The sequence below is a fragment of the Burkholderia sp. MSMB1588 genome (assembly GCF_001546925.1).
Classification (GTDB): Bacteria; Pseudomonadota; Gammaproteobacteria; order Burkholderiales; family Burkholderiaceae; genus Burkholderia; species Burkholderia humptydooensis.
The window spans coordinates 1,954,290-1,978,346 of sequence record NZ_CM003770.1; the positions used below are offsets into that span (position 1 = coordinate 1,954,290).

General features: G+C 70.0%; 23 protein-coding genes. 12 read left to right on the forward strand and 11 right to left on the reverse strand.

Annotated features, from left to right (window positions below; all coding sequences use genetic code 11):
* Positions 1-19 precede the first annotated feature (19 nt).
* Both WS92_RS07875 and WS92_RS07880 read right to left on the reverse strand, forming a co-directional pair.
* Positions 20-937 carry an ABC transporter permease gene (locus WS92_RS07875; protein WP_006027035.1) on the reverse strand — a complete coding sequence of 306 codons (918 nt, stop codon included), beginning with the start codon at positions 935-937 and terminating at the stop codon, positions 20-22.
* 97 nt (positions 938-1,034) lie between these two features.
* Positions 1,035-2,579: an ABC transporter substrate-binding protein gene (locus WS92_RS07880; protein WP_141667987.1), complete on the reverse strand. Its 1,545-nt coding sequence runs from the start codon at positions 2,577-2,579 to the stop codon at positions 1,035-1,037.
* A 146-nt stretch (positions 2,580-2,725) separates the two neighbouring features.
* On the opposite strand from WS92_RS07880, the gene WS92_RS07885 reads away from it, so the two are divergent.
* Positions 2,726-3,685, forward strand: coding sequence for a LysR family transcriptional regulator (locus WS92_RS07885; RefSeq protein ID WP_059932840.1), 960 nt, complete (start codon positions 2,726-2,728; stop codon positions 3,683-3,685).
* Between the two features lie 177 nt (positions 3,686-3,862).
* Complete coding sequence (locus WS92_RS07890; protein WP_015602806.1) at positions 3,863-4,213, forward strand: hypothetical protein; 351 nt, start codon at positions 3,863-3,865, stop codon at positions 4,211-4,213.
* 38 nt (positions 4,214-4,251) lie between these two features.
* On the opposite strand, the gene WS92_RS07895 is transcribed toward WS92_RS07890, so the two are convergent.
* The 3 genes from WS92_RS07895 to WS92_RS34425 form a co-directional block, all read right to left on the reverse strand.
* On the reverse strand, positions 4,252-4,893 hold the full coding sequence (locus WS92_RS07895) for a VC0807 family protein (protein ID WP_006027039.1): 642 nt from the start codon (positions 4,891-4,893) through the stop codon (positions 4,252-4,254).
* 201 nt (positions 4,894-5,094) lie between these two features.
* A complete protein-coding gene (locus tag WS92_RS07900) occupies positions 5,095-6,486 on the reverse strand; it encodes an alkaline phosphatase family protein (protein ID WP_059932889.1) in 1,392 nt (463 codons plus the stop codon).
* 13 nt (positions 6,487-6,499) lie between these two features.
* A complete protein-coding gene (locus WS92_RS34425; RefSeq protein ID WP_141667989.1) occupies positions 6,500-6,904 on the reverse strand; it encodes a hypothetical protein in 405 nt (134 codons plus the stop codon).
* Between WS92_RS34425 and WS92_RS34430 the strand changes: the two genes are divergently transcribed.
* Positions 6,891-7,061 (forward strand): hypothetical protein, encoded by a 171-nt coding sequence (locus WS92_RS34430; protein ID WP_141667990.1) that lies wholly within the window; start codon positions 6,891-6,893, stop codon positions 7,059-7,061. The two genes, WS92_RS34425 and WS92_RS34430, sit on opposite strands and share 14 nt — an antisense overlap.
* 16 nt (positions 7,062-7,077) lie before the next feature.
* On the opposite strand, the gene WS92_RS07910 is transcribed toward WS92_RS34430, so the two are convergent.
* Positions 7,078-7,413: a hypothetical protein gene (locus WS92_RS07910; protein WP_015602595.1), complete on the reverse strand. Its 336-nt coding sequence runs from the start codon at positions 7,411-7,413 to the stop codon at positions 7,078-7,080.
* Positions 7,414-7,577: 164 nt separating this feature from the next.
* Here WS92_RS07910 and WS92_RS07915 point away from each other — a divergent pair, with 164 nt between their 5' ends.
* A complete protein-coding gene (locus WS92_RS07915) occupies positions 7,578-8,768 on the forward strand; it encodes a serine hydrolase domain-containing protein (RefSeq protein ID WP_043282723.1) in 1,191 nt (396 codons plus the stop codon).
* Between the two features lie 45 nt (positions 8,769-8,813).
* Here WS92_RS07915 and WS92_RS07920 read toward each other — a convergent pair whose 3' ends face one another.
* Positions 8,814-10,844: a BCCT family transporter gene (locus WS92_RS07920; RefSeq protein ID WP_043282724.1), complete on the reverse strand. Its 2,031-nt coding sequence runs from the start codon at positions 10,842-10,844 to the stop codon at positions 8,814-8,816.
* A 341-nt stretch (positions 10,845-11,185) separates the two neighbouring features.
* On the opposite strand from WS92_RS07920, the gene WS92_RS07925 reads away from it, so the two are divergent.
* The 8 genes from WS92_RS07925 to WS92_RS07960 all read left to right on the forward strand — a co-directional run bounded on the left by WS92_RS07925 (position 11,186) and on the right by WS92_RS07960 (position 20,785).
* Complete coding sequence (locus WS92_RS07925; protein ID WP_015602614.1) at positions 11,186-12,130, forward strand: MurR/RpiR family transcriptional regulator; 945 nt, start codon at positions 11,186-11,188, stop codon at positions 12,128-12,130.
* Positions 12,127-13,182, forward strand: coding sequence for an isoaspartyl peptidase/L-asparaginase family protein (locus WS92_RS07930; RefSeq protein WP_059932887.1), 1,056 nt, complete (start codon positions 12,127-12,129; stop codon positions 13,180-13,182). Before WS92_RS07925 ends, WS92_RS07930 begins: the two co-directional genes overlap by 4 nt.
* Before the next feature lie 40 nt (positions 13,183-13,222).
* Positions 13,223-15,136, forward strand: a complete 1,914-nt coding sequence (locus tag WS92_RS07935; RefSeq protein ID WP_059932836.1) for a dipeptide ABC transporter ATP-binding protein — start codon at positions 13,223-13,225, stop codon at positions 15,134-15,136.
* Positions 15,137-15,295: 159 nt separating this feature from the next.
* Positions 15,296-16,858 (forward strand): glutathione ABC transporter substrate-binding protein GsiB, encoded by a 1,563-nt coding sequence (gene gsiB / locus WS92_RS07940; protein ID WP_059932834.1) that lies wholly within the window; start codon positions 15,296-15,298, stop codon positions 16,856-16,858.
* Between the two features lie 91 nt (positions 16,859-16,949).
* The gene (gsiC, locus tag WS92_RS07945; RefSeq protein WP_059932832.1) at positions 16,950-17,870 is read left to right on the forward strand and encodes a glutathione ABC transporter permease GsiC; all 921 of its coding nucleotides are present in this window, start codon (positions 16,950-16,952) and stop codon (positions 17,868-17,870) included.
* Between the two features lie 7 nt (positions 17,871-17,877).
* A complete protein-coding gene (gsiD, locus tag WS92_RS07950) occupies positions 17,878-18,780 on the forward strand; it encodes a glutathione ABC transporter permease GsiD (protein ID WP_006027049.1) in 903 nt (300 codons plus the stop codon).
* Positions 18,780-19,958, forward strand: a complete 1,179-nt coding sequence (locus tag WS92_RS07955; protein ID WP_082743787.1) for a DmpA family aminopeptidase — start codon at positions 18,780-18,782, stop codon at positions 19,956-19,958. The genes gsiD and WS92_RS07955 overlap by 1 nt, the downstream gene beginning before the upstream one ends.
* The gene (locus WS92_RS07960) at positions 19,958-20,785 is read left to right on the forward strand and encodes a M55 family metallopeptidase (protein ID WP_059932830.1); all 828 of its coding nucleotides are present in this window, start codon (positions 19,958-19,960) and stop codon (positions 20,783-20,785) included. Before WS92_RS07955 ends, WS92_RS07960 begins: the two co-directional genes overlap by 1 nt.
* Positions 20,786-20,831: 46 nt before the next feature.
* On the opposite strand, the gene WS92_RS07965 is transcribed toward WS92_RS07960, so the two are convergent.
* The 4 genes from WS92_RS07965 to pcaH all read right to left on the reverse strand — a co-directional run bounded on the left by WS92_RS07965 (position 20,832) and on the right by pcaH (position 23,975).
* Positions 20,832-21,476: a hypothetical protein gene (locus WS92_RS07965; protein ID WP_006027052.1), complete on the reverse strand. Its 645-nt coding sequence runs from the start codon at positions 21,474-21,476 to the stop codon at positions 20,832-20,834.
* A gap of 53 nt (positions 21,477-21,529) precedes the next feature.
* Positions 21,530-22,201 carry a hypothetical protein gene (locus WS92_RS07970; RefSeq protein WP_230479335.1) on the reverse strand — a complete coding sequence of 224 codons (672 nt, stop codon included), beginning with the start codon at positions 22,199-22,201 and terminating at the stop codon, positions 21,530-21,532.
* Between the two features lie 473 nt (positions 22,202-22,674).
* The gene (pcaG, locus tag WS92_RS07975) at positions 22,675-23,268 is read right to left on the reverse strand and encodes a protocatechuate 3,4-dioxygenase subunit alpha (protein WP_059932828.1); all 594 of its coding nucleotides are present in this window, start codon (positions 23,266-23,268) and stop codon (positions 22,675-22,677) included.
* A gap of 2 nt (positions 23,269-23,270) precedes the next feature.
* Positions 23,271-23,975 carry a protocatechuate 3,4-dioxygenase subunit beta gene (gene pcaH / locus WS92_RS07980; protein ID WP_059932826.1) on the reverse strand — a complete coding sequence of 235 codons (705 nt, stop codon included), beginning with the start codon at positions 23,973-23,975 and terminating at the stop codon, positions 23,271-23,273.
* Positions 23,976-24,057: the final 82 nt, after the last annotated feature.

The window sequence follows — 24,057 nt, forward strand, 5'->3', positions numbered from 1 at the left end:
GCTCCTGTCGAATGAAACGCTATCGGGTGCGAATGCGCGGATCGAGCGCCGCGTTCGCGACGTCCGCGACGAACGTCAGCGCGACGTAGAACATCGCGATGATGAGGACGACGGCCTGCACGACCGGGAAATCGTTGCGCGCGATCGCATCCCACGCGAGCTGGCCGAGCCCTTGCAGCGAGAACACCGATTCGATGACGACCGAGCCGCCGAGCATGAAGCCGAGCTCGACCGCCGCGAGCGCGACGACGGGTATCAGCGCGTTGCGCAGCGCGTGCTTGAAGACGACGCGCGCGGGGCTCAGGCCCTTCGCGCGCGCGGTGCGGACGTAGTCGGCGCCGAGCACGTCGAGCATGCCGGCGCGCGTGAGCCGCATCATCGCGGGCGTCGCGTAGTAGCCGAGCGCAACGGCGGGCAGCACGAAGTTGCGCCAGCCGTCGTTGCCGGCCACCGGCAGCCATTTGAGCCCCACCGCGAACACGAGGATCAGCGTGAGGCCGAACCAGAAGCTCGGCATCGCCTGGCCGATCACCGCGACGACGAGCGCCGCGCGATCGATCCACGTGTCGCGGTACAGCGCGGCGACGACGCCGAGCGGAATCGCCACCGCCACCGCGAGCGCGAGCGCGACGCCGCCGAGCTTCAGCGTGATCGGCAGGCGCTCGGCGATCAGCTCGGCGACCGACGACTGGAAGAAGTACGAGCGGCCGAAGTCGAGATGCGCGGCGCGCCACAGCCACTCGACGTACTGCGCGGCGACGGGCCGGTCGAGCCCGTACTGGATGCGCAGCGCGTCGACTTGCGCGGCGCTCGCCTCGGGGCCGGCGAGCGCGGTTGCGAGATCGCCGGACAGATGGAGCAGCGCGAAACTGACGATCGACACGGTGAGCGCGACGGCGATCGCGAGGCCCAGGCGGCGGAGCAGATAGGCTGACATGGCGCGATGAACGGATCGGACGTGAAGGGCGCAGCCCGATGCGGCGACGAAGCGCCGCTCCGGGGCTGCGGACGGTTCGGGCGCGGCGCGCGCCCGCTTACTTCCAGCCCGCTTCGTAGAAGCGCGGCAACTCGTCCGGGTACGCGTTGAAGTTCAGCGCCGACGCGTACGCGTAGTTCGTCGAATACGAGAAGAGCGGCGCCCAGTACGCCTCTTCGCTGATCCGCGCGAGCGCCTTCGCATAGTTCGTCTTGCGCACCGCCGGGTCGTTCGACGTGTCGGCCGCGGCGAGCCATTTCTCGACGGCCGCGTCCTTCGCAGTGTCGTCGGGGCCGCCCTTGAAGTAGACGCTGACGAACGCGGACGCGTCGTTGACCGAGAACGAGCCCCACGCCTGGAACGTGAGCGGCGTCTTGCCCGAGCGCTGCGCGGTGCGCAGCGCCGCGTACTGCAGGTAATGCAGCCGCGCGTTGATGCCGACCTTGCGCAGATCGCCGATCATCGCCTCCGCGTATTCGCGCTCGCGGTACGCGTACAGATCGGTGTCGAAGCCGTTCGGGTAGCCGGCCGCCTTCAGGAGCTCGCGCGCCTTCGCCGGGTTGTAGTCGTACTTGACGACGCCCGACGTGTCGCAGCCGAACTGCGTGCGAAAGCACGGCGCGTAGACGGGCTGGCTGCCGCCGCGCACGAGGTTCTTCGCGAGCGCGCCGCGGTTGATCGCGTAGTTGACCGCCTGCCGCACGCGCGCGTCCTTGAACGGCGAGTTCGGCGCGGACGCGCCCGCGGCGTCCATCGACAGATAGCCCACCCGCATCGTCTCGCCGCTTTGCACGGTCAGGTTCGGCATCGCCTTCAGCGAATCGGCCTGGTCGGCGGGCACGCGCCAGATCCAGTCGACGGCGCCCGTCATCAGTTGCGCCGCGCGCGTCTCCGGATCGGGAATCACGACGAACCTGACCGTGCCGATCTTCGGCTGGCCGAGCGGGCTGTCCTTGAAATAGTTCGGGTTCTTGACCATCGTCACGCCGACGCCGGGCGTCACCGCCGCGATCCTGTACGGCCCGGTGCCGACGGGCGCCTTGCTGAAGCCCTGCAGGCCGACCTTCCTGAAGTAGGCGGCCGGATAGATCGGCGTCGGGCCCGACAGGTATTCGAGCGCCGCCGGGAACGGCGCCTTCAGGCGGATGCGGACCTGGTAGTCGCCCGTCTTCTCGGTACTCTGGATCCAGTCGGTGTTCTGCCGCGTGACGACCTTCGAATCCGGCGCGACGACGTAGTTGAACGTGAACACGACGTCGTCGGCCGTGAACTTGTCGCCGTTGTGGAAGGTCACGCCGCGGCGCAGGTCCACGACGAGCGACGTCGGCGATTCCCACTTCCACGCGGTCGCGAGCTCGGGCTTGTATGCGCCCGTCTTCGGATCGCGGTAGATCAGCGTGTCCCATGCCATGTGCGCGACGATCACGCCCTCGCGCAGGTTGTTGTGATACGGCGAGATGTTCTCCGGCTCGCTGTCGGACGCGTAGACGAGCGTGTCGTTCGCACGGCCGGCGTGCGCGGCGCCGGGCAGCGACAGCATCGGCGCGAGCGCCGCGCAGGCGGCGAGGCGGAGGGCGGGGCGAACGGCGAACCGACGATTCATCGCAAGGCTCCTGGAAATCAGGGGCGGGCAGGGGCGCCACGCTCAGGGCCAAGCGTAAACAGCGAATTTTGTTGCGACTATTATCGAAAAAATAAGCCTGCGTTGCCGAATCGGCATCGCGGCGCCGGCGATCGCGAGGAGACGGGATGAAGCACGATCAATTGCAGGACACCGCATTGCGCTACTTCCTCGCCGTCGTGCGCGCGGGATCGATCAGCGAGGCGTCCGCGCGGCTGAACGTCGCCGGCTCGGCGATCAGCAGGCAGATCGCGCATCTCGAGCAGGTGCTCGGCACGCCGCTCTTCGAGCGCCGCGCGCGCGGAATGGTGGCGAGCGCGGCGGGCGAGATGCTCGCCGCGTATGCGTTCCGCACCGAGCTCGAGGCCGACCGGCTCGTGCAGGACATCGACGCGCTGCAGGGATTGCGGCGCGGGCAGGTGCGCATCGCGATGTCCGAGGGCTTCGCGATCGAGTTCGTGCCGCACGCGATCGCGGACTTTCGCCGCACGTACCCCGGCATCGTGTTCCAGGCGGCCGTGTGCGCGCCCGCCGACGTCACGCGCCGCGTGAAGAAGGGCGAGGCGGACGTCGGCGTGACGTTCAGCCGCACGCCCGAGAGCGACATCAAGGTCGAGCACCGGCAGGGCGCGCCGGTGATGGCGGTGATGCGCGGCGATCATCCGCTCGCGCGCTTCGGGCAGGTGTCGGTGCTGCAGATGAGCGCGTATCCGCTCGCGCTGCCGGACCCGAGCACGACGATCCGTCAGTTGTTCGACGTCGTGTCGAGCCGCCAGAACCTGACGATCGAGCCGGTGATGGTCAGCAACAACATCGTCGCGCTGCACAACTTCGCGATCGCGTGCGATGCGATCTCGATCTCCGGGGAGGTCACGGTGCGCTCGCGGCAGGCGCGAGGAGAGCTCGCGGTGCGGCCGATCGCCGATAGCGGGATGGACGCGCGCGCGGTCGAGTTGCAGACGCTCGTCGGGCGCACGCTGCCGAAGGTCGTGCAGCTCTTTCTCGAATTCCTGCGCGCGCGGCTCGCGCAAGGCGACGACGGCAACGGCAACGGCGCGGACAATTGCGACGCCGCGTTTCACCGATGAGACGGAATGCGCGGCCGGCGCGCGCCGCGCATGTCACGTGACATGTTCCGTAACGTCGGCGTCCGTTGCGCCGCGCCGTGTCCGCGCGGCCTTGCCGCGACGGCGTGCGCGACGCGCGGCGAGACTGGCATCCTTATTGCTCCTCTCCGGTAAAGAACCGGATTCAGGGAGCTTCACATGGGATTCGTCGAGGTCGAGCGTCGCCGCGCGAGCGTCGGGGAGTCGAACGACATCGACGGCGCGATGCTGGTTACGGAGGTGGGAGCCGAGCCGATCGCCTCGGCCTGCCGCACGCCTTGCGAAGATGCGCCGCTCACGTTGTACGGCGCGTATCGGCAGGGTTTCGCCGACTATCGCGCGGGCCGGCCGAATCCGTACCGGATCGGCAGCCGCCTCGCGGGCATCTGGCACGAAGGGCACGCGGAGGCCGCGTCGAACGACGCGCTCGATGTCGCGGTGCGCGCGCGGGCCTGCCGGGGCGCACGCGCGACGGCGAATCCGGTCGCGTTCTTCCGCCGCCGGCGTTAGGGCCCGTTCACGCCGATAACGAGCCCCGGGCGTGCCGCTCACCCGAGCGCGCCGCCCCGCGGCACGCCCGCGAGCGCGTTCGCGCGCATCACTTTCCGATACCACAGCGTCCACATCATCAGCGCGCCGTAGACGCCGTAGCCGACGAACGGTGCGACGACGAGCACGCGCTCGACCGGCCAGTTCCACACCATCCACGCGCGCAGCAGGTTCTCGGCGACGAGGCCGCATCCCCAGACGAGCGTCATCAGCCGCATCGACGCGACGAACGCGGGCCGCTCGACCCACAGCGCGTCGAGCCGCGCGGCGCCGTCGTGCGCCTCGCGCGCGACCGTCGCGCGCGCGAGATGGAACACGAGCGGCTTGCGCAGCGCGAGCGACGCGAGGAACGCGATGCCGATCGCGCCCGAGGCGAGCGATTCGCGCATCAACAGCATCCGCGGGCTGCCGCCCGCGAGCGCCGCGGCGATCGACAGCACGATGCCGAACAGCACGAGCGCGGACAGCGCATCCACCCGCCGGAACCGCGCGAGCTGGATCACGCTCCAGACGAGCGGCGGCACGGCGGACGCGATGAGGCCGCCCGTCTCGTCCCAGTACGGGAGCGCGGCGCGATAGGCGGCCCAGGGCAGCAGCAGGTTCACCGTCAGTTCGGCGACGAGACCGGGGTGGAACTTCATGGCGATGGCGGCGACGGGTTCATTGGGTTGGCGGGGCGCGACCGCGCGGACTCGCGAGCGCTCGCGCGGCTGGCATCCGCGTCGTTTCAAGCATCTATCATGCCGGATTTTGCGAGCATCGGGCGCCGTGCGCGCACGGCGTGCGCGTGCGAGCGGGCCGCGCCCCGCTCGCGCCCCGGCGCGGCGGCCGCTGCTATGCCGCTACGCCGGTTTTGCCGCCGCCCGGCGCGCGAAGAAATCGAGCGCGTGCTGGCGCGTCGCGATCGGCGCGACGCTCGCGGCCGGATCGTGCCCGTCGCGCCGCGACGTGCCGGTCACGAGGCTTTTTTGCAGGTCGTTGAGCGGCGCGCTCGGCGGCGGATGGGCGAAGTCCGTCGACGGCGCGGCGATTGCCGGCAGACCGGTGCGTGGCGTGTCGCGCGTGAGAAGCTGCGCGAGCGTCGGCGCATTCGCGATCCGCGCGCTCTTGAGCATCCGGTCGGGCGGGATGTCGAGCCAGTCGCGCAGCGTCGCGAGGATCGACGTGTGGTCGTAAGGGACGTTCGTCGGCGAGCGGAACACGGTGCCCGACTCGATGTACGGCGACACGACGACGGCCGGCACGCGCACGCCGAAGCGATGGAAGCCGAACGCTTCGTCGCCGGGGTTGCTCGCGTTGTCGGGCGGCGTCGCGTTCGCGGGCGGCAGCACGTGGTCGAAGCAGCCGCCGTGCTCGTCGTAGGTCACGACGAGCAGCGTGCGCGGCCAGCCGGGCGACGTGCTGATCGCCGTCCAGATGTGGTGCAGGAATGCGTCGCCCGCGCGCACGTCGTGCGGCGGATGCTGGTCGTTCGGCTCGAACAGGAAGCTCGGCTCGACGAACGCGTATTGCGGCAGCGCGTCGTTCCGGCACGCGGCGACGAAATCCGGGAAGCGCCTGAAGCGGTCGGCGTACGCGTCCTTCCACAGCGACGGAAACATCGTGTGCGTGAGCGACGGCGTGACGGCCGTATCGCTGTACACCGCCCAGCTCGCGCCGATCGAGGCGAGCACGTCGAAGATCGTCGGCACGTTCCATTCGAGCGGATCGGGGATCGCGCCGTTGTTCACGTGCCCGTTCGACGTGCCCGCGTGCGCGAACGCGCGGTTCGGCCAGGTCTGGCTCGGCACCGACGCGAACCACGCGTCGGATACCGCGAACGCGCGCGCGAGCGCCGCGAGCGTCGGCAGTTGCGCGACGCTGTGGCATTGCATCACGTGGCCCGGATCGGCCGTCTGCGTCGTCTCGTAATTGACGACGAAGCCCTGCATCGGCGGCCACGGGCTGCTCGCGTCGCCCGGGCCGAGAATCTGGCTCGTCACGTTGACGAACGTCTCCTGCGGATCGGGGATCACGTTGTTGAGCGCCTCGCGCGTGACGGCGATCGTCTTGCCTGCCGTCGACGGGTTCGACATCTCGGGCTTCAGGCCGTCGAACTGCGGCGAGCTGCGCGGCGGCAGCACGTGCGCGGGCTGCGTGCCGGGCGGATAGAGCCAGCCGAGCATCGTGTCGAACGAGCGGTTCTCGAACATCACGACAACGATGTGCTCGACGTTTTCGAGGATCTTCGCCACGGCGTTCTCCTTGTTATTCGGTGCGAGCACGGCCTCGCCGGACGTTCGGCCGGCGCGCGCGAAACGCCGCCGCGGCGTCGATCCGGGCGGCCTGCGCCGGGCTTTTCGAGCGGAATGGATGGATTAGGTATATCCGATATTTCGCGAAAAACAAGGCGGCGACGCGGCCGCTGTTCCAGCGATTGCGCCGGGCGCTGTGCATGGACGCGGCCTGGCCCGGTTTCGATAATCGCCGTGAATCCACCCCGAGATCTTTTCCGCCGCCTCCATGAAAACCTGTCCGACCTTTCGCGCCGCCGCGTGCCACGTCGCGCCCTGTTACTTCGACACGCGCCGCACGATCGACGAGGCGTGCGCGCTGATCGCGTTTCCCGAACAACGCGAGCTGCGCGACGGGCGTGCCGATGCGCGCGTACACGGACGGCTGGGATTCGGCGTGGGTCGATTTCACGAAGGGGCTCGGCTGTCCGATCGGCGCGGTGCCCGCGGCGGCCGCGCTCTATGCGCTCGACCACCGCGTCGAGCGCCTCGCCGCGATCGCCCGCACGCTCGCCGAGCGGGGCGGCGGGCGTTGACGCGGGGCTCGCGCGCCTACCGGTGCCCGCGCCGCAGCCGCGCGAGCGCCTGCCACGCGCAGCCGGCCGTCGTGCCGGCGATGCCGAGCATCGCGACGAGCAGGCCGAGCCCGAAGCCGGGCGGCATCTCGCCGGATTCGGGCGACGATGGCGGCGCGACGAGCGCGCATGCGGTGCCGCCCGCGATCAGCGCCGCGCACGCGATCCAGTACGCGCGGCCGCGCGCTCGCGACGCCGCGCCGCGCAGCGCCCAGCCGAGGCCGAACAGGTAGAGCAGCGCGAGCGCGCCGAGGCCGATCCATTCGGCGAGCGGCGTCGCGCCGGCGGCGGCGAGCGTGGCGGGGGCGGTCATCGGAGCGGCACCTCTTCGGCGCGTTGGCGCAATCGGAAACAGCCGGCTATCTTAGCGAATCGCGCGGCGCGCGTGCATTGTCCTCGTCCGGCGTGCGGCGATGCCTGCGGAATCGGCGCGGGCTGTCTAGAATCGACGCTTTGGAAGCCACGAGGATCAGCACGATGAATCCGGAGTTCGAAGCCCATGCATCCGCGGCAGCCGCCGCAACCGACGACGCCGCGCTCGCCGGGCGGCTCGACCGCGTGCTCGCGACGGCGCTCGCCGAGCGGCGCGTCGTCGGCGCGGTCGCGCTCGTCGCGCGGCACGGCGGGCTCGTCTACCGGCGCGCGCACGGCTTCGCGGAGCGCGAGACGCAGCGGCCGATGCGCGAGGACACGCTGTTTCGCCTGTCGTCGGTCACGAAGCCGATCGTCACCGCCGCGGTGCTGCGCCTCGTCGCCGCCGGCCGGATGGCGCTCGACGCGCCGATCACGCGCTGGCTGCCCGATTTCGCGCCGGCGCTGCCCGACGGCCGCGCGCCCGCGCTGACCGTGCATCGGCTGCTGACCCACACGGCGGGCCTGAGCTACTGGCTGCTCGAAGCGCCGGGCTCGATCTATCACACGCTCGGCATTTCGGACGGCATCGATCTCGTCGACTTCGATCTCGCGGAGAACCTGCGGCGCATCGCGGCCGCGCCGCTCGCGTTCGAGCCCGGCAGCGCGTGGCGCTATTCGCTCGCGCTCGACGTGCTCGGCGCGGCGATCGAGCGCGAGACGGGGCTCGCGCTGCCCGACGCCGTCGCGCAGCTCGTCACGACGCCGCTCGGAATGCGCGACACGGGCTTCGTCGCGGCCGACCCCGCGCGCTTCGCGGTGGCGTATGCGAGCGCCGCGCCCGAACCCGCGCGGATCACCGACAACCTTGACGTGCCGCTGCCCGAAGGGCACGGCGTCGCGGTGCGCTTCGCGCCGTCGCGGGTGTTCGACGCGTCGGCGTTTCCGTCGGGCGGCGCGGGGATGTACGGCAGCGCCGACGACGTGCTGCGCGTGCTCGAGACGATCCGCACGGGCGGCGACGGCTTCCTGCCCGCCGCGCTCGTCGCCGCGATGCGCACCGATCACACGGGGCCGGCCGCCGAGACGCGCGGGCCCGGCTGGGGCTTCGGCTACGGCGGCGCGGTGCTGTCCGACCCGGCGCGCGCGCAGTCGCCGCAAAGCGCGGGGACGTTGCAGTGGGGCGGCGTCTACGGGCATTCGTGGTTCGTCGACGCCGCGCGCGGCCTCACCGTGCTGCTGATGACGAACACCGCGTATGAAGGGATGTCGGGTCCGTTGACGCTCGAGGTGCGCGACGCTGTGTACGGCGTGTGAGTCGCGCGGGGGCAATGCTCGCCCGCGCGCCCATCCCGCCGCCGCTTACTGCGCCACCCCGTCCGGCCCCGCATGCTCGGGCGCGCGATTCAACAGATGCGTGCGCGTATCCGCCGCGAGCGACACGTAGCGCTCGTACTGCCGCAGCACGTCGGCGATGATCTCGTCGCCGCGCAGATACTCGATGTCGTAGCCGAGCCGCCCGTCCGCGAAGAACGTCAGCACCTCGCACACGTGCTCGCGCTGCGGCTCGGGCTCGGCCGCCTCGCGGATCCGGAACGCGGGCGCCGACCTGCGCGACACCCGCGCGCCGTAGACGAAATCGCGCTGCGCGGGCGCGGGCACCGTGAGGCGCACCGCATCGTCGTCGTCGCGCGCGACGTGCGCGTCGACGCCGCCCGCCTTCAGCTCGTCGGCGACCTTGCGCAGCGCCGGCTCGACCGTCTGCGCGATGAACTGCCGCGCGTCGGCGTCGGTCGTGTGCCGCAGGATCTGCGACAGGCGGTGGCGCCAGTGCTGGCCGGTCCAGAAGCTGGTCGCGGGCGCCATGTCCTGCGAGTAGTGCGCGTGGTCGGCCTTCAGGCCGCGCCAGAGCCCGTAGCAGAGCGCGAGCATCACGAGCGCGACGGGCAGCGCGGCGACGAGCGTGAGCGCCTGCAGCGCCTTCAGCCCGCCCGCGACGAGCAGCACCGACGCCGTCACGCCGAGCACGGCCGCCCAGAAAAGCCGCTGCCAGACGGGCGAATGCGGCGCGCCGCGCGTCGCGATCGCGTCGATCACGAACGCGCCCGAATCGGCCGACGTGACGAAGAACACCGCGATCAGCACGATCGCCGCGACCGACAGCAGTTGCGTGAGCGGCAGGTAATCGAAGAAGCGGAACAGCAGCGCGTCGACGTTGGTCGCCGTCTGCGCGAGCGCGCCCGCGGCCGCGTGCGTGTCGAGCCAGATCGCGCTGTTGCCGAACGCAGTCATCCAGACGAGGTTGAACGCGGTCGGCACGAGCAGCACGCCGATCACGAACTCGCGGATCGTGCGCCCGCGCGAGATCCGCGCGATGAACATCCCGACGAACGGCGACCACGACACCCACCATGCCCAGTAGAGCAGCGTCCAGCCGCCGAACCAGCCTTGCTCGTTCGGCGTTTCGTACGCATACGTGCGAAACGACAGCGATACGAGCTTCGACAGATACTCGCCGACGTTGTCGCCGAACGCGCGCAGCAGGAACGACGTCGGCCCCGCGACGACAACGAACGCGAGCAGCGCGAACGCGAGCATCAGGTTCAGCTCGGACAGCCGGCGCACGCCCTTGTCGAGCCCGCTCGCGGCGGAGAGCCCGGCGAGCGCGACGACCACCGCGACGAGGCCGACGCGGAACGCATCGCTGTCGGTTTGCCAGCCGGCGATCGTGTGCAGGCCCGCGCTCAGTTGCAGCACGCCGTAGCCGAGCGTCACCGCGATCCCGGCGACCGTGCCGACGAGCGCGAACGCGTCGACCGCGTGCCCGATCCAGCCGTTCACGCCTTCGCGCAGCACCGGATAGAGGCCCGAGCGCAGCGTGAGCGGCAGGTTGTAGCGAAAGCCGAAATACGCGAGCACGAGGCCCATCACGCCGTACGTCGCCCACGCGTGCAGGCCCCAGTGGAAGAACGACATCAGCATCGCCTCGCGCGCGGCGGCGGGCGTGCCGCCCGCGGCCGTCGGCGGCGACAGGTAATGCTGGATCGGCTCGCCGACGCCGAAATACATGAGGCCGATGCCCATGCCGGCCGCGAACAGCATCGCGGTCCACGACACGAAGCTGAATTCCGGCTCGGCGTCGTCGGGGCCGAGCTTGATGTTGCCGAAGCGGCTCGCCGCGATCAGCACGAGGAAGATCAGGAAGGTCGTGATCGCGAGCACGTAGAACCAGTCGAAACGCTCGACGATCCATTGCTGGCCGGCGCCGAATAGCGCGCCCGCTTCGTTCGGCCGAAGCGCGCAGAAGGCGAGGAGCGCGCCGATCACGGCGAGCGATGGCACGGCGACTTGCGGCTTGAGCGTCGTGCGCGGCATGGAGCGGGATGGGGGCATAGGCGGGTCTCCGGAAAAAAGGGGCGCTGAGGCGAGCGTCGCAGCCGACGCGGGCGCGAACAACGGTGCGGACGGTGCGGATGCGGCGGCGCGCGCGTGGTGCGGATGGAGGCGCTGCAACAGCGAGGATGCAGACGAAAACTGACAGATTGTAAGCTATTCGCCGACGATGCCGGAAAAAGCGGCCCGGATCGCGCCGCGCGCGCCGCCGTGCGCCCCGTGCGGCGCGGGTTTGCGGCGATCGTCGGGGGCAGTGCAAACCCCGATGAAAATTTATTTTTTCTATTTTGCCGATTGTGTAAATTTACTTTCATCGTCATTCGATTCAACGCCGCCGCCGCATGCCCAGTTCGCCCGCCACGCCGCTTGCCGCCGATCCGCCGATCGCCGCGCGCATCGCCGCCGCGCTGCCGTCGCTCACGCCGATTCATCGGCGCATGGGCGAGTACGTGCTCGCGAATCCGTTCCGCGCGGCGACGATGCGCATCGACGAGCTCGCGAACGCGGTGGACGCGTCGATCGCGACCGCGAACCGCTTCGCGCGCGCGCTCGGCTTCGACGGCTACCCGGCGCTGCGCGCGGCGCTCGTGCGCGGCTTCGAGGCGACGCTCGCGCCCGTCGAGCGGCTGCGTTGCGCGCAGGAGCGCGAAGCGGGCGCGCGCGGCGGCGAGCTGATCGACGCGAGCTTCGAGCAGGCGCTCGCGAACCTTGAGCGCACGCGCGCCCGGCTCGATCGCGCGAACGTCGAGGCGGCCGTCGATTCGCTGCTCGCCGCGCGCCGGATCTTCATCGTCGGGATGGGCGCGAGCGCGTTTCTCGCCGGACTGATGGAGCACGGGCTGTCCGTGTATCGCGACAACGTGCAGTCGCTCGCGCTGCCCGGCGGCCCGACCGACGCCGCGCGGCGCCTGTTCAGCGCGCGCGGCGACGACCTCGTCGTCGCGATCGCGTTTCCGCGCTACGTGTACGACACGATCGAGCTCACGCGGCGCGCCGCCGAGCGCGGCGCGCCCGTGCTCGCGATCACCGACGGGCCCGATTCGCCGATCGCGCCGTTCGCCGCGCGCGCGCTCTTCGTGCACGCGGAGCGCCGGCTCGCGGCGACGTCCGAGGCCGCGGTGCTCGCGCTCGTCGAGGCGCTGATCGACGCGCTCGCGCATCGCTCGCAGCGCTCGGCGCGCGCCGCCGCCGAAGTGACCGAATTCATGCTGCCGTGGCTCGAGGCGCGGGGCGCGTGCGCCGCGCCGCCGCGTGCGCCGCGCCGCTCCAGGAAAACCGACCGATGACTTCACCCGCAATCGTTGCGATTCACGGCGGCGCAGGCACGATCCTGCGCGACGCGATGGCGGCCGACGCCGAAGCGCGGTACCGCGCCGAGCTCGCCGCGATCCTCGCCGCCGCGCAGAAAGTGCTCGCCGACGGCGGCAGCGCGCTCGACGCGGTCAGCGTCGCCGTGCGGATGCTCGAGGATTGCCCGCTCTTCAACGCGGGGCGCGGCGCCGTCTATACGGCCGACGGCACGCACGAGCTCGACGCCGCGATCATGGACGGCGCGACGCTCGCGGCGGGCGCGATCTGCTGCGCGACGCGCGTGCGCAACCCGGTGCTCGCCGCGCGCCGCGTGCTCGAAGCGAGCGAGCACGTGATGCTCGCGGGCGCGGGCGCCGACGCGTTCGCGGCCGCGCAGGGGCTCGAGCTCGCGCAGCCGGGCTACTTCGACACCGAGTTCCGCCGCGCGCAATGGCTGAGGGCGCGGCGCGCGTCGGGCACGATGCTCGATCACGACGCGGCGGCATTCGCGTTCGGCCAGGGCGAGGGCGATGGAAACGGAAACGGCGGCGGCGAGCGCGCCGCATTTCCGCCCGAGCCGCCCGAGCCGCCCGAGCCGCCCGAGCCGCTCGATCCGGACCGCAAGCACGGCACGGTCGGCGCGGTCGCGCGCGATCTGCGCGGCCATCTCGCGGCGGCGACGTCGACGGGCGGGATCACGAACAAGCAGCCGGGGCGCGTCGGCGACACGCCGATCATCGGCGCGGGCTGCTATGCGAACGACGCGACGTGCGCGGTGTCGTCGACGGGCACGGGCGAGATGTTCATCCGCCTGGCGACCGCATACGACGTGTCCGCGCAGATCGAATATCGCGGCGCGTCGCTCGCGTCCGCCGCGTATGACGTCGTGATGAACAAGCTGCCGAAAATCGCGGGCCGCGGCGGGATCATCGCGATCGATTCGCGCGGCAATCTCGCGATGCCGTTCAACACCGAAGGGATGTATCGCGGCTACGCGCGCGTCGGCGAGGCGCCCGTGACCGCGATCTATCGCGAGGACGCGGCGTGACGCCGCGAACGAGCGCAGACAGGACCGACAGGAGAAACCGATGAGCGCGAGCCGATCCGCCCCGAGCCTGCCCGATGCGCGCGTGCTCGCGGTCGACGGGCTGTCCGTCACGTTCCGCCGCGAAGACACGGTGTGCGAAGCGGTGCGCGGGCTGTCGTTCCACGTCGACCGCGGCGAGACGCTCGCGATCGTCGGCGAATCGGGCTCCGGCAAATCGGTGACGTCGCTCGCGCTGATGCGCCTCGTCGAGCACGGCGGCGGCGCGATCGCGGGCGGCGAGATCGCGCTGCGCCGGCGCGGCGGCGCGGTTCTCGATCTCGTGCGCGCGTCGCCGCCGGTATTGCGCACGGTGCGCGGCGCGGACGTCGCGATGATCTTCCAGGAGCCGATGACGTCGCTCAATCCGGTCTTCACGGTCGGCGACCAGATCGGCGAGGCGATCGCGCTGCATCAGAACAAGAGCGCGGGCGAGGCGCGCGCGGAGGCGCTGCGCCTGCTCGATCTCGTGCGCATTCCCGAGGCGCGCCGCGTGTTCGCGCGCCATCCGCATCAGCTTTCCGGCGGGATGCGTCAGCGCGTGATGATCGCGATGGCGCTGTCGTGCCGGCCGGCGCTTCTGATCGCCGACGAGCCGACCACCGCGCTCGACGTGACGATCCAGGCGCAGATCCTCCAGTTGATCCGCGGGCTGCAGGACGAGATGGACATGGGCGTGATCTTCATCACGCACGACATGGGCGTCGTCGCGGAAGTCGCCGATCGCGTGCTCGTCATGTATCGCGGCGAGAAGGTCGAGGAGGGCGCGTCCGACGCGATCTTCGCCGCGCCGTCGCATCCGTACACGAAGGCGCTGCTCGCGGCGGTGCCGCGGCTCGGATCGATGCAGGGCACCCATGCGCCCGCGAAGTTTCCGCTGCTGCGCTTCGATCCGGTCGCGGGCGATGCGCTCGTCGTCGCGGGCGGCGATGCCGGGGCCGCGCCCGCCGCCGCTTGCGCTCAACCCGCGATCGACGCGGGCTCGCCGCCGCTGTTGCGCGTGCGCGATCTCGTCACGCGCTTTCCGGTCGAGCGCGGCGCGTTCGGCCGCGTGTCGCAATACGTGCACGCGGTCGAGCGCGTGAGCTTCGAGCTGCGCGCGGGCGAGACGCTCGCGCTCGTCGGCGAATCGGGCTGCGGCAAATCGACGACGGGCCGCTCGCTGCTGCGCCTCGTCGAGCGCATGAGCGGCTCGATCGAATTCGAGGGCCGCGAGATCGGCGCGCTGAAAGGGCGCGAGCTGCAGGCGCTGCGCCGGAACATCCAGTTCATTTTCCAGGACCCGTTCGCGTCGCTGAATCCGCGCCTGACGGTCGGCTTCTCGATCATGGAGCCGCTCCTCGTGCACGGCGTCGCGAGCGGCAGGCAGGCGCAGGCGCGCGTCGACTGGCTGCTCGAGCGCGTCGGCCTGCCCGCCGACGCCGCGCGCCGCTATCCGCACGAATTCTCCGGCGGCCAGCGGCAGCGGATCGCGATCGCGCGCGCGCTCGCGCTGAACCCGAAGGTCGTGATCGCCGACGAGTCGGTGTCGGCGCTCGACGTGTCGGTGCAGGCGCAGATCGTCAACCTGATGCTCGATTTGCAGCGCGAGCTCGGCGTCGCGTATCTGTTCATCTCGCACGACATGGCGGTCGTCGAGCGGATCAGCCATCGCGTCGCGGTGATGTATCTCGGGCAGATCGTCGAGATCGGCCCGCGCCGCGCGGTGTTCGAGACGCCGCGCCATCCGTACACGAGGAAGCTGATGAGCGCGGTGCCGATCGCCGATCCCGCGCGCCGTCACGCGCCGCGCACGCTGCCCGCCGACGAGTTGCCGAGCCCGATCCGCGCGGTCGGCGACGAGCCTGTCGTCGCGCCGCTCGTCGCGGTCGGGCCCGATCACTTCGTCGCCGAGCATCGGGTGGGCGGCGCGTATTGAGAGGGCGCGCGGCATCGGCGCGGCGGGCCGCAGCACGCGGACGGCGCGGGACGCCGGCCGCGCCGGACGAGACGACAGCAGAACCGCTCGACAGCAGGACCGCAGGACCGCAGGACCCCCGTCACACGCACTCGCGAAGCATCGCAAAGGAGCCCACACATGACCCAGCCGCATTCGTTCCCGCCGTTCTCGCCGCGCGCGCTTCTCGCCGCCTGCGCGGGCGTGATCGCGATGTCGTCCGCGCCGCTCGCGCTCGCCGAGCAGACCGCGGTGATGGCCGTCGATTCGACGTTCACGACGCTCGACCCGTACGATTCGAACGACACGCTGTCGCAGGCGGTGTCGAAGTCGTTCTATCAGGGCCTGTTCGGCTTCGACAAGGACATGAGGCTGGTCAACGTGCTCGCGACCGGCTACGACGCGAGCGCCGACGCGAAGGTCTACACGATCAGGCTGCGCCAGGGCGTGAAGTTCCAGGACGGCGCCGATTTCAACGCGGCCGCGGTGAAGGCGAACTTCGACCGCGTGACCGATCCGGCGAACAAGCTCAAGCGCTACAACCTGTTCCGCCGGATCGCGAAGACGGAAGCCGTCGATCCGTACACGGTGAGGATCACGCTCGCCGAGCCGTTCTCGGCGTTCGTCAACGTGCTCGCGCATCCGTCGGCCGTGATGATCTCGCCCGCCGCGCTGAAGAAGTACGGGCGCGAGATCGGGCTGCATCCGGTCGGCACCGGCCCGTTCGAGCTGGTCGAGTGGAAGCAGACCGACGATCTGAAGGTGAAGAAGTTCGCCGGCTACTGGAAGGCCGGCTATCCGAAGATCGACGCGATCGACTGGAAGCCCGTCGTCGACAACAACACGCGCGCCGCGCTGATGAAGACGGGCGAGGCCGATTTCGCGTTCCGCATCCCGTTCGAGCAGACGGCCGATCTGAAGGCGAGCCCGAAGGTCGACGTGATCGAGCGTTCGTCGATCATCCAGCGCTACGTGAGCCTGAACGTGACGCAAAAGCCGTTCGACAACCCGAAGGTGCGCCAGGCGCTCAACTACGCGGTCAACAAGGACGCGCTCGCGAAGGTCGCGTTCGCCGGCAATGCGACGCCCGCCACGGGCATCGTGCCGCAGGGCGTCGACTACGCGGTGAAGCTCGGCCCGTGGCCCTACGATCCGGCGAAGGCGCGCACGCTGCTGAAGGAGGCGGGTTATCCGAACGGCTTCGAGACGACGCTCTGGTCCGCTTACAACAACTCGACGTCGCAGAAGGCGATCCAGTTCGTCCAGCAGCAGCTCGCGCAGGTCGGCGTGAAGGCGCAGGTGCAGGCGCTCGAGGCGGGCGAGCGGGTGGCGAAGGTCGAGAGCGCGCAGGACCCGGCGAAGGCGCCCGTGCGGATGTACTACATCGGCTGGTCCGCGTCGACGGGCGAATCGGACTGGGCGATCACGCCGCTGCTCGCGTCGTCGTCGATTCCGCCGAAGCTCGTGAACACCGCGTACTACAGGAACGACGCGGTCGACGCCGATCTCGCGAAGGCGCTCGAGACGACCGACCGCGCGAAGAAGGCCGAACTGTACTCGGACGCGCAAAAGCGGATCTGGGCAGACGCGCCGTGGATTCCGCTCGTGCAGGAGAAGATCGTCTACGCGCGCAGCAAGCGTCTGCAGGGCGCGTACGTGATGCCGGACGGCTCGTTCAACTTCGACGAGATCGCGATCAAGTGACGCGAGTGACGCGAGTGACGCGAGGCGGCCTGGCCGCCTCGGGCATCGGCGGCGCGCGGCGGCCCCGCGCGCCGCATCGAGAGGCAAGCGCATGCTGAATTTTCTGGTCAAACGATTGTTCGGGCTGCTGCCGACGCTCGCGTGCGTCGCGGTGCTCGTGTTCCTGTTCGTCCACCTGCTGCCGGGCGACCCCGCGCGGCTCGCGGCCGGGCCCGAGGCCGACGACGCGACGGTCGCGCTCGTGCGCGCCGATCTCGGCCTCGACAAGCCGCTGCCTGCGCAGTTCGCGAGCTTCTTCACGCGGATCGCGCACGGCGACTTCGGCATCTCGACGCGCAGCAAGCGGCCCGTCGCGACCGAGATCGGCGAGCGCTTCATGCCGACGCTGTCGCTGACCGTCGTCAGCATGGCGTGGGCGACGCTGTTCGGGATGGCGATCGGCATCGCGTCGGCCGTGTGGCGCAACCGCTGGCCGGACCGCGTCGGGATGACGCTCGCGGTGTCGGGCATCTCGTTTCCGGCGTTTGCGCTCGGCATGCTGCTGATGGAAGTGTTCTCGGTGAAGCTCGGCTGGCTGCCCGTCGTGCCGGACGGCTCGTGGAAGAGCTATGTGCTGCCCTCGGTGACGCTCGGCGCGGCCGTGGCCGCCGTGATGGCGCGCTTCACGCGCGCGTCGTTCGTCGAGGTGCTCGGCGAGGATTTCGTGCGCACCGCGCGCGCGAAGGGCGTGCGCGAGCCGATGGTCGTGCTCAGGCACTGCCTGCGCAACGCGATGATCCCGGTCGTCACGATGATGGGGCTGCAGTTCGGCTTCCTGCTCGGCGGCTCGATCGTCGTCGAGGCGGTGTTCAACTGGCCGGGGCTCGGGCGCCTGCTCGTCGATGCGGTGACGATGCGCGACTACCCGGTGATCCAGGCGATCGTGCTGCTGTTCTCGCTCGAGTTCATCCTGATCAATCTGACCGTCGACGTGCTGTACGCGGTCATCAACCCGACGATCCGTTTCAAGTGAGGCGCGCATGAACGCGACTGTTCCCACCACCCCGGCCCCGTCGGCCGCCGCGCCGGCCGCGATCCGCACGCCGTGGAGCGAGTTCTGGCGCAAGTTCAAAAGGCAGCACGTCGCGCTCGCGGCGGGCGCGTTCGTGCTGCTGCTCGTCGCCGTCGCGATCGTCGGCCCGCACGTCGTGCCGTACGACCCTGAGAACTATTTCGACTACGACGCGCTGAACGCGGCGCCGTCGGCCGCGCACTGGTTCGGCGTCGATTCGCTCGGCCGCGACATCTTCAGCCGGATCGTTGCCGGCGCGCGGATCTCGCTCGCCGCGGGCTTTTTCTCGGTCGCGCTCGGCGCGGCGGTCGGCACGTTCTTCGGCCTCCTCGCGGGCTACTACGAAGGCTGGTGGGACCGCGCGACGATGCGCGTCGCCGACGTGCTGTTCGCGTTTCCGGGCATCCTGCTCGCGATCGGCATCGTCGCGATTCTCGGCAACGGGATGGTCAACGTGATCTGCGCGGTCGCGGTGTTCAGCGTGCCCGCGTTCGCGCGGCTCGTGCGCGGCAACACGCTCGCGCTCAAGCAGATGACCTACGTCGAGGCCGCGCGCAGCATCGGCGCGACCGACTGGACAATCATCATGCGGCACATCCTGCCCGGCACCGTGTCGTCGGTCGTCGTCTACTTCTCGATGCGCATCGGCACGTCGATCATCACCGCCGCGAGCCTGTCGTTCCTCGGCCTCGGCGCGCAGCCGCCGACGCCCGAGTGGGGCGCGATGCTCAACGAAGCGCGCGCGGACATGGTCAACGCGCCGCACGTCGCGCTCTTCCCGAGCATCGCGATCTTCCTGACCGTGCTCGCGTTCAACCTGCTCGGCGACGGGCTGCGCGACGCGCTCGATCCGAAGCTGGAACGCCGCTGATGGGCGCGCACGCAGCGGGCGGGCCGGATGCGGCGAACGTGGCGGACGTAGCGAACGTAGCGGATGGGGCGCACGCCGCGCCGCACGTCGGCGCGCTGCCGGCGGGGCCGCTTCGCAGCATCGCCGACGTCGCGGGCGTGACGGTCGGCCACGCGACGCTCGACGCGTGCGGCGTGCAGACGGGCGTGACCGTCGTGCGGCCGCACGCGGGCGACGTCTATCGCGACAAGGTGCCCGCCGCCGCCGCGGTGATCAACGGTTTCGGCAAGAGCGTCGGGCTCGTGCAGGTCGACGAGCTCGGCGTGATCGAGACGCCGCTCGCGCTGACGAACACGTTCGGCGTCGGCGCGCTCGCGCACGCGCAGATCCGTGCGGCGATCGGCGCGAATCCGCAGATCGGCCGCGCGTGGCCGACCGTCAATCCGCTCGTGTTCGAATGCAACGACGGCTATCTGAACGACCTGCACGCGTTCGCGGTGACGCCCGCGCATTACGCGCAGGCGCTCGCCGACGCGCGGCCCGCGTTCGCGCGCGGCGCGGTGGGCGCGGGGCGGGGGATGTCGTGCTTCGATCTGAAGGGCGGGATCGGCTCGGCGTCGCGCGTCGTGCGCGCGGCGGGCGCATCGTGGACGGTCGGCGCGCTCGTGCTCGCGAACTTCGGGCGGCTGCCGATGCTGACGATCGCCGGCGTGCCGGTCGGGCGGATGATCGCCGGGCGGGACGCGGCCGGCGGCCTCGCGCGTCGCCGCGCGCCCGACGCCGCCGCTTCGCCTGCGGACGCGCCGCCGCCGCCCGAGCAAGGCTCGATCATCATGCTCGTCGCGACGGACGCGCCGCTGTCGTCGCGGCAACTGAAGCGCGTCGCGCTGCGCGCGGCCGCGGGGCTCGCGCGCACGGGCTCGGTGTACGGCCACGGCAGCGGCGACATCGCGCTCGCGTTCTCGACCGCATACACAGTGCCGCACGACGCCGGGCGCATCGCGCTGCCGCCGCTCGTCGCCGATGCGGCGCTCGATCCGCTGTTCGCCGCCGCGGCCGACAGCGTCGAGCAGGCGATCGTCGACGCGCTGTGGCAGGCGACGCGCGTCGCGGGCCGCGACGGCCACACGCGCCGCGCGCTGCGCGACGCGGCGCCGGAACTCGAACGATGGCTGCGCGAATCGCGCGCGGGAGACTGATGAAAGTCCTGATTTCGACCGATATCGAAGGGGTGGCGGGGGTCGTGAACGTCGAGCAGACGCGCGCCGGCAATGCCGAATACGAGCGCGCGCGCCGCTGGATGACGGCGGAGGCGAACGCCGCCGTCGAAGGCGCGTTCGCGGGCGGCGCGACGCGCGTGTGGGTCAACGATTCGCACGGCGGCTTTCGCAACCTGCTGCCCGACGGCATCGACGCCCGCGCGCGCGTCGTGCTCGGCAAGCCGCGCACGCTCGGGATGATGGCGGGCCTCGAAGCCGGGCCGGACCTCGTGTTCATGATCGGCTATCACGCGAAGGCAGGCGCGCGCGGGCTGCTCGCGCACACGATCAACAGCGGCGCGTTCGCGCGCGTCGCGCTCGACGGGCGCGAAGTCGGCGAGGCGGGGCTCTACGGCGCGCTCGCGCACGAATACGGCGCGCACGTCGCGCTCCTGTCCGGTGACGACGTGTTCGTCGACGAGACGCGGCCGCTTTTTCCGGCGGCGCGCTTCGTGACCGTGAAGGATGCGGCGGGATTCGCGAGCGGCGTGTCGATGACGCCCGCCGCCGCGTGCGGGGCGATCGGCGTCGCCGCGCGGCAGGCGCTCGAGCAGGCGCGCGAGGTCGCGCACGCCGCGCGTGCGCACGCGCCGCGCGCGGCGGCCTGCGAGCTGCGGACGCAGACCGTCGCGGCCGCCGACCTGTTCTGCCAGTGGCCGTCGCTCGAGCGCGTCGACGCGCTCACGCTGCGGTTCGCCGCGCCGTCGGTCGAGCACGTCGTGCGGACGTTGAATTGCCTGTCGGCGATGTCGTTCATGCTGCGCTGAGCGGCCTGCGTACCTGCGCGCAGCGGGCGACGGGCGGGGCGCGCGCTCAGGCGAGATAAAAGGTATTGGACGCGTTGTCGAAGCCGACATTGACCGTGCCGCCGTTCAGCGGCACCGCGAGGCCGTTCGCCGGCGTGAACGGAGCGATCATGCCGTTGACGCCGGAAGACAGGAACAGATCCGCGCATTCGCGCAGATAGAACGCCGCCTGGGTATTCGTGATCACCGCCGTGGCGTTCATCGTCGACAGCGCGGCCGCGCCGTTGACCGTCGCGCATTGCGCGAGCCCGAAAGCGGCGGACGCGCCGGCCTGCACATTGCGGATCGCGTAAGCGCCGGCCGGCCCGATGCCCGCGTTGCCGTTGTCTATCTGGCCGTTGCGGAACGAATAGAGCGTCTCGATGCGGGCCGGCCCGTTTGTCGTCGCGTTGATCCCGATCACGTTGCCGGCGGTCAGCGGCGTGGCCGTCATGTAAAGCAGCACGGCGTCGTCGACGACGACGCTGTTGCGCTCGTATGGCGAGAACGCCTGCCATATGACGGAGGTGCCGACCGATGCGCCTCGCGCGCTCGCCCGAGTCGAGCCGACATAGGCGTCGACCCGCCTCGTCAACGTCACCGCGAGCTGCGCGTCGCGGATTTTCTCCACGCCCGTCGCATCGATCGCGATGTAGATCGTGCCGGCCGGCATGATTCGCGCGGGACCCGCCTGTCGCCCGAAGCGGCAGGCGGGTCCCGCGCCGCTCACACGATTCTTCTCAATGCGCCGTAGTTTTCGGTCCCGGTGACGGCGCCCCGAAGGCTCGCGACGAAATCCTCTCCGGTGCGAATGGCCGGCTGCTCCAGGTAGAACGTATTGGTCCGGTCGTTGAACCCGACGTTGACCATCGGACTCTGGCTGGATAGCGCGATCGGCAGCGCGTTGCCGGCCACCTGCGATATCACCGAGCCATTGTTGCTGTATGACGCGAGGAACAGCGAGAGATTTTCGATCGGCGTGAACGACGCCCTCATGTTGTACGCGACCGGCACGGCGTTGAGCGGGGCCACGACAGGAACGTTGTTGACGATCGCCTGTTGGGCGAGCCCGAAGCTGAAGCTGCCCGCCTGGTTGTTGACGAGGTTGTACGTGGTGGGATTGCCTCCGTCGGCGCCGTTGAACTGCGCGCGCTCGAACGTGTAAGTCCAGCCCGCCTGAATCGGCGCGCCCGTCTGCGACGTCATCGTGATCGTCGCGCCCGCCTGCAGGATCGTCGTCGTCGCATACATCGTGTACTGTTCCTGCCACGAAATCTGGTTCAACTGGAGCGGCTGGAACGTCACCCAGGCGATCGGCAGATTGCCTTGCTGCAGCGGGTCCGAAATCACGCTCTTGACGAGCGTGACGCGAAGCCCGTTCTGATAAATGGTATTCAAGCCTGCATTGCTGATTGAAATGTTGATCTGGTAATTCATTTTCAACCTCCACGTGTTTGAGTGAGGCATTAAAGAAGAACCAGCCAGCGACACACTGGCGCTGCGACATCCCCGGCATCCGCGAGCGCCGGGCATTGACCGGACGGCAATCGCGCGACACGGGATCCGAGTGAACCTTGCGGATGCGCCCGCACATGGGCATGCCGGCAAGCGTGGATGGCCGGCCGGCGGCCGAGTCGGGACGCAAGCGTTGTTAATCGATATCAGCGATGTGCGAGTCTCCGCAGTATTTTTGATCAATGACCGGCTTGATGTTTTCTTTTTCGTTTCGCGATATATGCAATCGGCTGATTCAGGATAGGACGAATGGCGGGGTATTCAAGCGGCGATGCGATTTCAAACGGAAATTGAACCGGAGTGCGCCGTCGGGCTGCGCGCGGCGCGGGCCGGCGCGCGCAACCGTCGCGACTCGTTCAGACGTCGAAGAACACCGTCTCCCGCTCGCCCTGCATGCGGATGTCGAAGCGATAGGCCGTCACGCCGTTCGCCCGCGCGTCGCGCTTTGCGATCAGCGTCGCTCGACGTGCGGCGGGCACGCTTGCAAGCACCGCATCGGTTTCGTTCGCGGCCGCTTCGTCGTCGAAGTAGATCCGCGTGAACGCGTGCGTGAGAATCCCGCGCATCATCACCGTCACGTCGACGTGCGGCGCGTCCGTCTCCGACGTGCGCCCTGGCTTCACCGTATGGACGACGAAGCGGTTCTGCGCATCCGTGCCCGTGCCGACGCGCGCAAAGCCGAAAAAACCGCTCGCAGCGGCTTCGTCGCGCGACGCCGGATAGCGGCCCTCGCCGTCGACGTGCGTGAATTCGAGCACCGCGTCGCTGACGACGTTGCCGTCGCCGTCGAGCACGCGGCCGACGAGCAGGATGGGCTCGCCCGCCGCGTCGGGCGTCGCGATCTCCGCCGTGAAGAGGCTCTTCAGATCGTAGTTGTACTGCTGCGGGCAGAGTCCGTACGCGAAGTACGGGCCGACGGTCTGCGAAGGGGTCTGTTTCAGCGTCGTCATGCTCAGCGCTCCATCGGGGTGGCGTCGCGGCCGCGCAGCACGATGTCGAATTCGTAGCCGAGCGCGAAGCCTTCTTCGGTCGTGTCGATCGAGAAGCGCGAGATCAGGCGATCGCGCGCGTCCTCGGGCGTGCCCTGGAAGATCGGGTCGAGCGCGAGGAGCGGATCGCCCGGGAAATACATCTGCGTGACGAGCCGCGAGCCGAAGTAGTCGCCGAACAGCGAGAAATGGATGTGGTTCGGCCGCCAGGCGTTCGGATGATTGCCCCACGGATACGCGCCCGGCTTGATCGTGAGGAACCGGTAGTGGCCGTTCTCGTCGGTGACGCACCGGCCCGCGCCGAGGAAGTTCGGATCGAGCGGCGCGTCGTGCTGGTCGACCTTGTGCACGTAGCGGCCCGCGGCGTTCGCCTGCCAGACCTCGACGAGCGTGTTGCGCACCGGCTTGCCGCCTTCGTCGAGCACGCGGCCCGTGACGACGATCCGCTCGCCGAGCGGCTCGCCGTTCTTCGCCGCGTTCTTCGTCAGATCGTGGTCGAGCGGGCCGAGATCGGCCGCGCCGTAGACGGGCGCGCGCTGATTGCGCAGTGTCTCCTTCAGCGGAATCAGCGGCTGCGTCGGGCCGCGCTTCACGGAAGAGCGGTACGGCGGATGAATGTACGCGGGATGCGACGGCCAGTCGCGTGGCGCGAGCGTCGAGGAATCCATCGAGAGCGTCTCCAGATTGATGGTTGTCAAGGCGGGATGGAAGGACTTTAGCTAATCCGGAAAGTTATGCAAAATGACGTTT